This window comes from Dysgonomonas sp. Marseille-P4361 (genome assembly GCF_900343125.1).
Classification (GTDB): domain Bacteria; phylum Bacteroidota; class Bacteroidia; order Bacteroidales; family Dysgonomonadaceae; genus Dysgonomonas.
Genome location: NZ_OPYL01000001.1, coordinates 321,399 through 333,644, shown reverse-complemented (window position 1 = coordinate 333,644; position 12,246 = coordinate 321,399). Strand labels below are relative to the sequence as shown.

The following is a 12,246-nucleotide window of genomic DNA, read 5'->3' as shown; positions in this document are numbered from 1 at the left end:
TTGTTATTCTTCGAATATTATTTTGTTGTCGCCTAGTTCTTTTATTCTGGCTAAAGACTCTACTCTTATACCGAGATCTCTTAACCTGCGACCTCCGTCCTGAAAGCTTTTCTCGATGATGAAGCCCATGCCGTAAAGCTCAGCGCCCGACTGTTTGATTAATTGGTTTACTCCTACAGCAGCATTCCCATTAGCCAAGAAGTCGTCGATGAAGACAACCTTATCATTAGGTGTAAGGAAATCGCCGCTTACGGACACTGTATATTCTTTATCTTTGGTGAAAGAATAGACAGTAGTAAATAACATATTAGCCATTGTTTTTGGCACAGCTTTTTTGATAAATACAACTGGCAGTTCGAGTAAATAACCTAACATAATGGCTGGAGCTATCCCACTAGCTTCTATTGTCACAATTTTGTTGATAGGTAAATTCCCAAAGCGACGAACAAATTCTACGCCTATCGATTTCATCAAGATAGGGTCCATCTGATGATTAATAAAGCTATCTACCTTGAGGATTCCTCCTTCGAAGCTTCTTCCATCTTTTAAGATTCGGTCTTTAAGTAATTTCATAACAATCTTATTTATTCTTTAATTCGGATAACCACATTAGCAATTATAGCTACAACACCACCGGTTGCGATCCCCGAAGAGAAAATTCTATTAATAGTATCAGGCATTTGAGTCAAAATATTAGGAACAAGTTCTACTCCTAATCCACAAGCAAAACTTACTGCTAATACAAGTACAGCTTTTCTGTCAATATTTTGAGAAGCAATAATGCGTACACCCGAAGCAGCAACTGTACCAAACATCAATAAAGTAGCACCACCAAGAACAGGCTCAGGCATGATAGAGAATACGCCTCCCACAAAAGGGAAAGCACTAAGTATTACAAGGAATGCTGCAATATAATAACCAACATAGCGGCTTGCAACACCTGTCAATTGGATAATACCATTATTCTGAGCGAATATTGAGTTCGGGAAAGAGTTGAATATTCCGGCAATAGCAGAGTTGATCCCATCCGCCATAATTCCTCCTTGTGCACGTTTCATAAATTTAGGACCTGAAATAGGTTCTCCTCCAATCATGGAGTTGGCTGTAATATCACCATACGCCTCAATAGAAGTGATGAAATAGATAAGAGCAACAGCAAGGAATGCTGAAAGGTCGAAGTCTAGTCCATATTTGAATGGCTGAGGGATCGTGAATGTTCCAACTTCTCCCATATTTGAGAAATCTATCCATCCCATAAAAAATGCTGCAACATACCCGATTACAAGCCCGATGATGATAGAGCTCATGCGGATATATTTATTTCTGATGCTGTTAAGAACAATTATTGATACAAGAACCAAAGCAGCTAATCCAAGATTTTGCATACTGCCGAAACTTCTGGCAGCATCTACTTCCGGATCGATTGCCATAGCTCCAAAACCACCACCACAAGAGATAATTGCTACTTTAATCAACGAAAGTCCGATCATTGTAACCACAATACCTGATACAAGAGGAGTAATAATTTTCTTCGTATATTTTAATAAACGGCTTACGATCACTTCAACAGGAGCAGCAGCAATACATACACCGAAGATAGCAGCCAGAATAGCCGCTTCGGTCATGTTTTCTCTGCCTACAAAACTAGCTGTTAGAGCTCCGATGAACGAAAAACTAGTTCCTTGGATACATAATAGTCCACAACCAACCGGACCAAAACGTCTACATTGGATAAACGTGGAGATACCAGATGCTAAAAGCGACATGGAAACAAGGAACGTTGTGGTCTCCGGTGTGAAATTAAGTGCCTTAGCTATAATCAATGGAGGTGTGATGATAGCAACAAAGATTGCCAATAGATGCTGTAGGGCAGCAAACATAGATTCTCGAAAAGGAGGTCTATCTTCTATCTGATAAATAAGATCGGTTTTTTGGATTGGTTGGATTATTTCATCTGCTTCCTTTTCTGTTAGCTGCATACATTTAAAAAATTAAAAGATTATTTACCCTGATTTATTTTCATTTCCATAGTGGAGTCGTAGAGTTCTCCAATAGGAACAATTCTTTTTGATACTTTATTGATATCCTTACCTTCTTTAGTCCATAGGAAAGGGAAGAAACTATAGCCATAATCTGGATGTAATTCTCTCACATCTTCTTGCCAGTTGTCCCATCGTAGTCCTCCATAGAAATCGTCCATATTTGTTTCGAAGCAGAAAAGAAGGAATTGGCTATAGCCCATATTCATAGGCATCCATTTCAAACTTTCGGGAGCAAAATAATAGATGTTTCCGGTATCCTCACCAAGAAATCCTCCATTGAGAGCATAAAAGCCACCGATGGCATCATCTGCAATTAGTAGATAAGAGGGAGTTTCTCCTTGTCTGGTAAGTGTTTTTCCAAAGTTCCAGTCCGGAAGGCTTCGGGTCATTCTTTCTCCGCCGGCACCTAATATGCGAATCCAACCATTGTCAATAAGCAATCCGCCTGTTTCGTAGATGACAGCTCCCATGAGAGATCGTGTTGAGACTTGCGTATTGACAAGAGCTTTCTCAGCTTTTTGCGCGTCAGTAGGTAAAACCTCGATTTTGTTCTTGGCTAAATTAATCCATTCTTTTACGATTGGCCATCCGGGTTCTTCCTTGTTAATTAGTTCCTGAAGCGTACGCATTACGATACTGTTCTAATATTTCGTGCAAAAGTAATTATAATTATAGAAAGAATGGCCAAAATGTATGATAGAAAATTTCTACTATTGAGTTTCTAAAATATTATTTACGGGTAAATTAATATAGTTTGATAAAAAATGATATCTTTACTATATATAGAGAATATCGTAGATCATTAGTTCTGATGTTGTTATATCATTTTTTGATATAAATAAAAGTTATCTATGGTCTTATAGTATTAGAAATGCCCATTCCATCTATCGTTTTTATTAAAAAACTGTAATATAGACATATACCTAAATATGGCTATTTATACATATTCTTAAAGTTTTGGTTTGCATAAACTTATTATATGTAAAACTCCTTAAATGAAATATATTATGAAAACAGCAACTTTTTCTTTCTCTAGTAGAATACAGATTATTTTTCTTTTGTCATTAATTACATCTATATCATTTGCTCAGGTTAGGGATCAACTGACTCCTTTGCCTCCGAATTCGATTAGACTATCAGGTTATTTGGAAAATGATATTCAAAACTCAATTAAACACTGGAATAAAGGGGTGCTCCCTTATGCTAAATTCGCGAATTTCTTCAGGAACGGACGGGAACAGTTTGCTTTGGGCGAAATGTGGGGAAAAGCTGTACGTTCAGGGTGTATGTTTTACCGTTATACACAAGATCCGGAATTGAAAGCAATTATGGATGCTACGGTGAAGGATATACTTTCTACACAGCAAGCCAATGGAAGTATAAGTTGTACGCCTGCAAAAGAACAGCCTGATGGAGAGAGAGGCGATCTGTGGGAACGAAAGTATGTCATGCTTGGTTTAGAAGAATATTACGAATGGGTAAATTCGGATCCGATAGTCTTAGAATCTCTGAAGAAACAAGCTGATTGTATTATTGATCAGATTGGTGCTGCGCCTAAAAAAGAAATTGTAGATCTGGGTTGGAGTGCGACGAATATAGGACATGAAGCTTGTCATATAGAGTCGAGTACATTGCTAGAACCTTTTATGCGTTTATACAAATGGACAGGTGAACAACGATACCTAGATTTTGCCTCATATATTGTAGCATCGGGAGGGACTAAGCATTTTAATGTCTTTGAACAGGCATATAACAATGTCCTTCCTCACCAGATGGCAGGACATTACCCTAAGGCATATGAAATGATGTCGCTATTTGAGGGGCTTGTTGAATATTATCGTGCTACCGGAGACCCAAAGGCGAAACAATCGGCTTTGAATCTTTTTAATAATATAAGAAAACATGAAATTACCATTATTGGAAATGGTGGAGGCGATCAACCTTATCATCCGGCAGTTGCGGGTGAAGGCTGGGACAATACAGCATTGGAACAAACCAATCCTGATATTTCACGCATGATGGAAACATGTGTAGGGGTAACCTGGATGAAATATTGTAGTCATATTTTGAGGCTTACAGGAGAGTCGGCGCCGATGGATGAAATAGAAAAATATATCTATAATGGATTATTGGGAGCAATGAAGCCTGAAGGAGACGGATTCAGCTACGTGAATTTGTTGAATGGTCCGAAAGTAAATATACAGGGATGGGGTACAAATTTTGATGATCTGAGTGTCACTTGTTGCAATTTGAATGGCCCTATGGGATTAGCCTATATTCCTTATATCGCAGTAATGAAGTCAGATTTGGGACTAGTAGTTAATCTATACAATGCAGGACAAGTGGGAATGACAACCCCAACAGGGAAGTCTCTTTCTTTAAATATTAAAACAGATTATCCTCAATCGGGTAATGTTATCATTGATGTAAGACCGCAGGAAAAAGAAAATTTTGAAATAAAACTTCGAATTCCTGAGTGGAGCGAGAATACAATAGTGAAAGTCAATGGAAAGAAATTGCAAGTAAGATCAGGAGAATATGCATCGCTTAAACGTGATTGGGAATCTGGAGATCGTATCGAAATCTCCTTCGAAATGCTTTGTCGCGTAATGGATGCTCCACATGGAAGCAACCCTAAGGGACATGACTTTCAGTCTGTCAAATGGGGACCTATTGTGTTGACCCGTGATGAAAAGATGGATGTGTACTATAATAAACCAGTAACTATCAAAGCGGATAGAGCAGGAGTCGTGAAAGTTGTGAAAACAAAACCTTCCTTAGCTACAGTACGAATGGAGTTTATAGTGCCAACTACCGATGGAGAGATTCGTATGATTGATTATGCCTCTGCAGATGGATGGAGTGGAACTAATATTTGCACTTGGCTGCCTCAAAAGATGGTAGAGAAATAATGTTATACAAGAAGAGAGACTCTTTTGAGCCTCTCTTTTTTATAATTTCTCTTTAAGAAACTGTCCGGTATATGATTTTTCGCATTTAGCAATTGTTTCGGGAGTTCCTTCACAGACAATACTTCCTCCTTCTTTTCCTCCCTCAGGACCTATATCTATAATATGGTCGGCACATTTTATTACATCCATATTATGCTCGATGATGATAATTGTATGTCCTCTCTTTATTAAAGCATCAAAAGCTTTCAAAAGAGTTTTGATATCGTGGAAATGCAATCCGGTAGTTGGCTCGTCGAAAATGAATAAGGTTGGTTCAGGTTTCTCATCAGCCAAGTGGAAAGCCAATTTTACACGCTGGTTCTCTCCTCCCGAAAGAGAAGATGAAGATTGCCCTAGTTTAACATAACCTAAGCCTACATCTTGTAGAGGTTTTAGCCTTTTTACTATTTTTTTCTCCGCGTTTCCTTTTCCTTCTCCAAAGAATTCGATAGCCTGATCGATAGTCATTTCCAACACATCGTAGATGCTAGCCCCTCTGTATTGCACATCAAGTATATCTTGTTTGAATCGCTTGCCTTTGCAGACTTCGCACTCGAGCAAAACATCGGCCATAAATTGCATTTCGACAAGGATTTTACCTTCTCCGGCACACTCTTCGCAACGACCACCTTCTACATTGAAAGAAAAGAAGGCGGGAGTAAAGTGCATCTGTTTAGCTAAAGGTTGTTCAGCAAATAGCTTCCGTATCTCATCGTATGCTTTTATATAGGTTACAGGATTGGAACGTGATGAACGACCGATAGGGTTTTGGTCAACCATCTCAATTTCTTTGATGAGGTTTAGATCTCCTTCTAGTCCGCTATATTGTACGATTTGTTCTCCTTTTTCTTTATAATGACGTTCAAGTGCTGTATAAAGAACATCGCAAATCAAAGATGATTTCCCTGAGCCGCTAACTCCCGTTACAACAGTCATTACATTTAGAGGAAACTTGACATCTATATTTTTCAGATTGTTTTGTCTTGCTCCTTTGATCTCTATATAGTTATTCCATTTGCGACGGACAGCAGGTACTTCTATCTTTTCTTCACCATTCAGGTAGCGTACTGTGTAACTATCAGTGTGTTTTTTCAGTCCGGTAACATCTCCTTGATAAATAACTTCTCCTCCCAGACGTCCGGCCTTAGGTCCCATATCGATGATGTAATCTGCTGCACGGATTATTTCCTCATCATGTTCTACAACAACAACAGTATTACCTATATCTTTTAATTCTCGCAATACTTTGATAAGAAGGTCAGTATCTCGAGAGTGAAGTCCGATACTAGGTTCGTCTAGTATATAAAGAGAGCCTACCAAGCTACTGCCTAAAGAAGTAGCCAGATTTATCCGCTGGCTTTCTCCTCCCGAAAGTGAATTTGACAAACGGTTAAGAGTCAGGTAACCCAACCCAACATTTATAAGGTATTGTATTCTTATGTTTATATCTGTCAACAATCGTTTAGCTATGGCTGCTTCTGTTTCGTTCAGATTCAGATTGTCGAAGAAATTTTTTAATTCAGAAATAGGCATTAAGACCAAGTCTGCAATCGTTTTGTCGCCTACATGTACATAGAGTGCCTGCGGTTTCAATCTTGCCCCTTTACATGAAGGACAAGTCGTTCTTCCTCTATAGCGAGCCAGCATGACACGATACTGTATTTTGTATTGGTTTTCTTCTACCATCTTGAAGAAATCGTCGATACCATGAAGACCTTTTGCTCCATGCCATAACAGATCTCTTTCTTTTTGAGACAACTCGAAATAGGGGCGATGTATCGGGAAGTCATATTCCTGCGAAGCAAGAATGAATTCTTTTTTCCATTCGCTCATTTTCTCCCCTCGCCAACAAACAACAGCATCTTCATATACAGACAATCCTTTGTTCGGGACGACTAAATCTTCGTCGATGCCCATTACCTTTCCGAACCCTTCGCATATGGGACAAGCGCCAACCGGACTATTGAAACTGAACATAAGGTCGTTTGGTTCTTCAAACTCTATTCCGTCAGCTTCGAAATGGCGGGAGAAATCGAATGACTCAATTTCTTTCCCTGCATAGAATCGGATAATACATTCGCCCTCTCCTTCAAAAAAGGCGGTTTCGATAGATTCTGAGAAACGGCTGATATTTGCAGCATCGTTATCACACGTCAAACGGTCTATAACCAAGAGAAGATCACCAGGTTTGTGTTCTGCTCCTGAGGCTAATATATCATCAATACGTTCAAACTTTCCGGCAATTTCTACGCGAGAGAAGCCTTCTTTGAGTAAAATATCTAATTGTTCTGCCAGAGTTCGATTGTCGCGGAGGATTATCTTTGTAAGAATGACCAAGCGTGTATCTTTCGGGTAAGTAAGCATCTTGTCAACAATATCGCTGACTTGATGTTTCTTTACCTCCTGACCAGATACGGGTGATATGGTTTTTCCTATTCGTGCGAACAGAAGTCTGAGATATTCATATACTTCCGTAGAGGTGCCGACTGTCGATCTGGGGTTTCGTGAGCTGACACGTTGCTCGATTGCAATAGCCGGAGGTATTCCTTTGATATAATCGGTTTCGGGTTTGTTCATCCTTCCCAAGAACTGGCGTGCATAAGCAGAAAGACTTTCTACATAACGACGCTGTCCTTCGGCATACAATGTATCAAATGCAAGTGAAGATTTTCCCGATCCGGATAAGCCGGTGATAACAACAAACTTATTGCGAGGTATTTCAACATCTATGTTCTTTAAGTTGTTGACCCTAGCACCCTTGATGAATATATTTTTCTCTTCTGACATATTTTCCAAAAAATAGATACAAAAATACGAAAAAATGAGGAGATATCTTAATCGTCTATTTTATACTTCTATAAAAAGATGAATGAACCTGAAAGCTGTGCATGCCGTTTATTGTATTGGTAGAGCCTTTCTGTGGCGATAACTCTTTTTGTAATCAATTGATCGATAAAAACTATTTCTAAGCGAATATGTTTTATCTTTGCTTATCCTTAAGCAAATAAATAAGGGATCACTCCGTTGAAAGGAATGTATGACTTTCAATTAAGTAAAATTTTAAATATGAAATTTCTTACTACGATATTCTTTTTTCTTTTTAGTATCAGTATAATTTCTCAAAACAGCTACACTATACAGGGAAAAGTTTACAATGACGAGAATAAAGAACCTTTGATAGGTGTGTCTGTCGGTGTAAAAGAATTACCTCACATCGGGACATTCAGTAAAGAGACGGGAGAATATGAGCTGTCTCTGTCTCAGGGCTCTTATACTATTGTTTTTAAGTTGTTGAGTTTTTATACTCATGAAGAGAAAGTCAAGATAGAAGGAAACAGAATCTTGGATATAGGATTATCTGCAGATGATGTCTCTCTCCAAGAAGTAGAAGTAACAGCAGTGCGTTCGGATCAGAATGTAAAGCAAGTAGAATCTGGTGTAGAAAAACTGGAGATACAAGTGATAAATAAAATTCCTGTATTACTTGGTGAAAAAGATATTCTGAAAACGATTCAGCTACTTCCCGGAGTACAAACAGCCGGAGAGGGGAATACAGGTTTCTATGTAAGGGGTGGTAGTAGCGATCAGAATTTGATCTTATTAGATCAGGCAACGGTGTATAACCCTTCGCACCTGTTTGGTTTTTTCTCTACTTTCAATTCAGATGCAGTTGACGATATGACGATCTATAAAGGATCTATGCCTGCTCAATATGGAGGAAGGCTATCTTCTACATTAGATGTTCAGATGCGAGATGGAGATATGAAAGATTATCATGTGTCGGGAGGAATAGGGCTTATCTCTTCAAGACTGACTGTAGAAGGTCCTTTGCAGAAAGAGCGATCTTCGTTCATTGTCTCGGGTCGCCGTACTTATGCAGATGCGCTTGCCAGATTGGCAGGAGTAAGCCAGATTAAAGACTCGAAATTGTATTTCTACGACTTGAATGCCAAGTTGAGTTATTTCTTATCCAACAAGGATAAGCTTACGTTGACGGCTTATTACGGGAAAGACAAATTAGGCCTCAATGGTGTAGCTGAAATGGATTGGGGTAATGCTATTGCAAGTTTGAAATGGAATCATATTTTTGATGCAAACAAAGCTTCTACAACAACTCTTTCATATACTGATTATGCATACAATGTAAGTGTTGATATGACTACGGGGTTGAATATTGCTTCGCATATACGAGACTTCAATTTAAATCAGGAATTTAATTTCGTGTTGAATGATAAGAACTTGCTGAAGACGGGTTTTGCCTCAATATATCATAATGTTGTCCCCGGTGAATTGGAAAGCAAGAACCCGGCTGTTTTAGATGTGACGCCTTTCAATCATCGCCATTCGTGGGAAAATGCTCTGTTTGCTACAAATACGACTAAAGTTACAGATGATTTAGAGCTTAGCTATGGCTTGCGAGCATCTAGCCTGAGTGTGTTGGGAGGAAGTGACTATTATAAATTTGATGAAGAAACACATGAGTTATTAGATACAATCTCCACAAAGAAGGGTGAATTCCTGAAAACTTATTTGAATCTAGAGCCTCGCTTATCAGTTGCTTATCAGTTAAATGATGTATCCTCCATCAAAGCTGCTTATACACGGACAGTTCAGAATCTACATCTTATCTCTACTTCAAATCTGGCAAGTCCGACTGATAGATGGGTTGCTAGTACAGACTTTATAAAACCTGAAATAGCGAATCAAGTCGCGTTAGGTTATTTTCGTAACTTTTCGGACAATATGTTCGAGTTCAGCGCCGAGGTTTATTATAAAGACCTGAAGAATCAAATTGATTTTAAGGACGGGGCAGATGTAGGTACTAAAGATGTTATTGAAACAGAACTTTTGTTTGGAAAAGGGAGGGCATATGGATTGGAACTTTTCCTGAAAAAGAAGTATGGTCGCTTCAATGGTTGGATTGGTTATACTCTATCGAAAAGCGAGCGAAAGATTGATAAAATAAATGAAGGTAAATGGTATGCAGCTAATCAAGACCGGACACATGATGTCTCTATTGTAGGGATGTATGACCTTAATAAGAAATGGACTCTTTCGGCTACTTGGGTTTTCTCTTCCGGAAATCCGATGACATTCCCTTCCGGAAAATATGAAGTGGATGGTCATACAATATATTACTATGAAGGAAGAAATCAGTATAGGGCTCCTGCATATCATCGTTTAGATCTCGGTGCTACATGCTTGCTAAAGAAAACAAAGAAATATTCTTCCGAGCTGGTCTTTAGTTTGTACAATGCTTATGCGAGAAAGAACCCTTATATGTATAGCTTGAAGCAGAATGTAGATAATCCGAATAAAACAGAATCTTATATGATATATCTGTTTAGTGCAATTCCTTCAATTTCGTGGAATTTTAAATTTTGATCAAGATGAAATCTTTATATAAATTACTTCTTCTTTTTTCAGCAATCTTTCTTTTTGCATCTTGTGAGAAGGAAGTGACACTTGACCTGAAATCAGCTGAGCCTCGCTTAGTTATTGATGCTTCTATTTCTGATCATACTCCTTGTGTAGTTACCCTTTCACTGACGCAATCTTTTTATGATAATGATTCTTATGATCGTGTTTCGGGAGCGACAGTCATTCTTTACGATGAGGGTATGAATAGCGAAGTCTTAGAAGAAGTCGGCTCTGGTTACTATCAATCGAAAGAGCCGGGTGTAGTAGGGGTGACATATTTTCTGAAAGTGATAGTTGATAGTGAAACGTATGAAGCGGAAGCAACAATACCTCATCCTGTTTCCCTTGACGAAACATGGATCTATGAAGTAAAAGCCGGAGATAAATCGTGGTACTCTCCGTCTGTTATTTTTAATGATCCAAAAGGGGAGAAAAACTATTACTATACTAAGTTGTCTATAAATGAGAAGCCATTAAGAACTGTTTATCTGCACAATGATGAGAATAGAGATGGTAAAAGGGTTCATCGCATCTTGTTCTTTAATAAAGAAGATAATGACGATAAAAATCTGGAGACTGGCGATCAAATAGATATTGAAATGCAGTCAATAGATTACGGGATGTATGAATTTTTACGTTCGTGGACTTCCTTCTCGGGAGGAGATGCTAACCCTACAACCAATTTTTCGGGCGATGTCTTAGGGTGCTTCAAGGCTTATAGTTCTAGCTGGATAAGCATGATAGTGAGTACGGATAATATATATCAAGAAAATATTTAGTATCTTTGCTAAGACTTTAATGATGATATATCGATGATTAAATTTCTATTACTCTTAGCTTTATTCGGGTTTTTTGGTTTTTTTATTATTGTTGTCCTTTTTGGAAGGGTGATTCGCTTTTTCGGAGGAGGTTCTCAAAAACCAAAAGCGAAACAGCGTAAAGCCAATAATAAATCTCAATATGCTCAGTCAACAAATACGACCCCAAAGAAATTTTCTAAAAACGAGGGAGAATATGTTGACTATGAGGAAATAAAGGATAAATAATTATTCTAAATTCTTGATAAAGTCCCACGAACGGGTGAATTCATAACCCTTTTTTTTCCCCCACTCTATAAATTTATCGAACCTTTCTACCATTTTGGTGTCAGTATTCTTTGTGACGTAAAAAGGGAAATTATATTTCTCTTTAGGACCAATATCCATAAACTCCCAAGGGTGGAAGTATGTGTTCAGGTACCCGTCTTTTTTCAATGTTCTGTTAGCCAGCATACAATATACTTTTAGGGGTAGATTATGGAATGATATCCAGAACAGAGGAAATCTAAAGAGAGGAGTCACCGATGCAGGTAGCTGCCATACGTTTTCTCTTTTGAAATATGTCCTGGGCTCATTTAGCTTGTTGTACCGACCCGGTAAGTATGTAGGGTTAATAGACGAATTGTATACATAGCCGGCCTTATATACTTCTTCCTCCGGAACAGGCATCATGCGAGCCATTCTATAGCCGTGTATGGTTGTTTGTGAAATGTCTTCCAGTATCTCTTTGGACATCTTAAGATGAGGAGGCTCGAAATGGTCATGAACATATCCGTGCGAAGCCAACTCGTGCCCTTCGTCTACAATTCGCTTTACGATAGCTTGTGCATGCTGTGCAAAATTAGCCGTTGTATAGAATGTTGCTTTTATCTGATGTTTTGATAGTAAATCCAATATGCGGGTAGTTCCAGCTATCGATACCTCCATTTGTTGTTCGAAAGGGATGGGATCTCCATACTCTCTTGGCATTTCGAATTCTTCAATATCAAAGCTTAATAATATTTTATGTGCCAT

9 protein-coding genes are annotated in these 12,246 nt (G+C 38.4%); 4 read left to right on the top strand and 5 right to left on the bottom strand.

Annotation, left to right across the window (positions count from 1 at the left end; genetic code table 11):
* Positions 1 to 3 precede the first annotated feature (3 nt).
* Genes xpt through DHU68_RS01370 form a run of 3 tightly spaced genes read right to left on the bottom strand, consistent with a single transcriptional unit; the run spans position 4 to position 2,671 of the window.
* Complete coding sequence (gene xpt / locus DHU68_RS01380) at positions 4 to 573, bottom strand: xanthine phosphoribosyltransferase (RefSeq protein WP_108821177.1); 570 nt, start codon at positions 571 to 573, stop codon at positions 4 to 6.
* Positions 574 to 584: 11 nt separating this feature from the next.
* Entirely contained in the window at positions 585 to 1,979 is a 1,395-nt protein-coding gene (locus DHU68_RS01375; RefSeq protein WP_108821176.1) for a nucleobase:cation symporter-2 family protein, read from the bottom strand.
* A 20-nt stretch (positions 1,980 to 1,999) separates the two neighbouring features.
* A complete protein-coding gene (locus DHU68_RS01370; RefSeq protein ID WP_108821175.1) occupies positions 2,000 to 2,671 on the bottom strand; it encodes a DUF2625 domain-containing protein in 672 nt (223 codons plus the stop codon).
* Between the two features lie 378 nt (positions 2,672 to 3,049).
* Here DHU68_RS01370 and DHU68_RS01365 point away from each other — a divergent pair, with 378 nt between their 5' ends.
* The gene (locus tag DHU68_RS01365) at positions 3,050 to 4,954 is read left to right on the top strand and encodes a beta-L-arabinofuranosidase domain-containing protein (RefSeq protein WP_160111038.1); all 1,905 of its coding nucleotides are present in this window, start codon (positions 3,050 to 3,052) and stop codon (positions 4,952 to 4,954) included.
* Between the two features lie 39 nt (positions 4,955 to 4,993).
* On the opposite strand, the gene uvrA is transcribed toward DHU68_RS01365, so the two are convergent.
* Positions 4,994 to 7,780, bottom strand: a complete 2,787-nt coding sequence (gene uvrA / locus DHU68_RS01360) for an excinuclease ABC subunit UvrA (RefSeq protein ID WP_108821173.1) — start codon at positions 7,778 to 7,780, stop codon at positions 4,994 to 4,996.
* Between the two features lie 279 nt (positions 7,781 to 8,059).
* Here uvrA and DHU68_RS01355 point away from each other — a divergent pair, with 279 nt between their 5' ends.
* The 3 genes from DHU68_RS01355 to DHU68_RS01345 are packed head-to-tail and all read left to right on the top strand — an operon-like array spanning position 8,060 to position 11,460.
* Complete coding sequence (locus DHU68_RS01355) at positions 8,060 to 10,378, top strand: TonB-dependent receptor (RefSeq protein WP_108821623.1); 2,319 nt, start codon at positions 8,060 to 8,062, stop codon at positions 10,376 to 10,378.
* 5 nt (positions 10,379 to 10,383) lie between these two features.
* Positions 10,384 to 11,193 (top strand): DUF4249 domain-containing protein, encoded by an 810-nt coding sequence (locus DHU68_RS01350; RefSeq protein WP_108821172.1) that lies wholly within the window; start codon positions 10,384 to 10,386, stop codon positions 11,191 to 11,193.
* A 33-nt stretch (positions 11,194 to 11,226) separates the two neighbouring features.
* Positions 11,227 to 11,460 (top strand): DUF4834 domain-containing protein, encoded by a 234-nt coding sequence (locus tag DHU68_RS01345; protein WP_108821171.1) that lies wholly within the window; start codon positions 11,227 to 11,229, stop codon positions 11,458 to 11,460.
* Here the strand turns inward: DHU68_RS01345 and DHU68_RS01340 are convergent, their stop codons facing one another.
* Entirely contained in the window at positions 11,461 to 12,246 is a 786-nt protein-coding gene (locus tag DHU68_RS01340; protein ID WP_108821170.1) for a polysaccharide deacetylase family protein, read from the bottom strand.

Excerpts from the sequence above, each read along its gene's own strand:
- DHU68_RS01345 (WP_108821171.1), top strand. The coding sequence starts at position 11,227 with ATGATTAAATTTCTATTACTCTTAGCTTTATTCGGGTTTTTTGGTTTT.
- xpt (WP_108821177.1), bottom strand. The coding sequence starts at position 573 with ATGAAATTACTTAAAGACCGAATCTTAAAAGATGGAAGAAGCTTCGAA.
- DHU68_RS01365 (WP_160111038.1), top strand. The coding sequence starts at position 3,050 with ATGAAAACAGCAACTTTTTCTTTCTCTAGTAGAATACAGATTATTTTT.
- DHU68_RS01340 (WP_108821170.1), bottom strand. The coding sequence starts at position 12,246 with ATGGCACATAAAATATTATTAAGCTTTGATATTGAAGAATTCGAAATG.
- DHU68_RS01350 (WP_108821172.1), top strand. The coding sequence starts at position 10,384 with ATGAAATCTTTATATAAATTACTTCTTCTTTTTTCAGCAATCTTTCTT.
- DHU68_RS01375 (WP_108821176.1), bottom strand. The coding sequence starts at position 1,979 with ATGCAGCTAACAGAAAAGGAAGCAGATGAAATAATCCAACCAATCCAA.
- uvrA (WP_108821173.1), bottom strand. The coding sequence starts at position 7,780 with ATGTCAGAAGAGAAAAATATATTCATCAAGGGTGCTAGGGTCAACAAC.
- DHU68_RS01355 (WP_108821623.1), top strand. The coding sequence starts at position 8,060 with ATGAAATTTCTTACTACGATATTCTTTTTTCTTTTTAGTATCAGTATA.
- DHU68_RS01370 (WP_108821175.1), bottom strand. The coding sequence starts at position 2,671 with ATGCGTACGCTTCAGGAACTAATTAACAAGGAAGAACCCGGATGGCCA.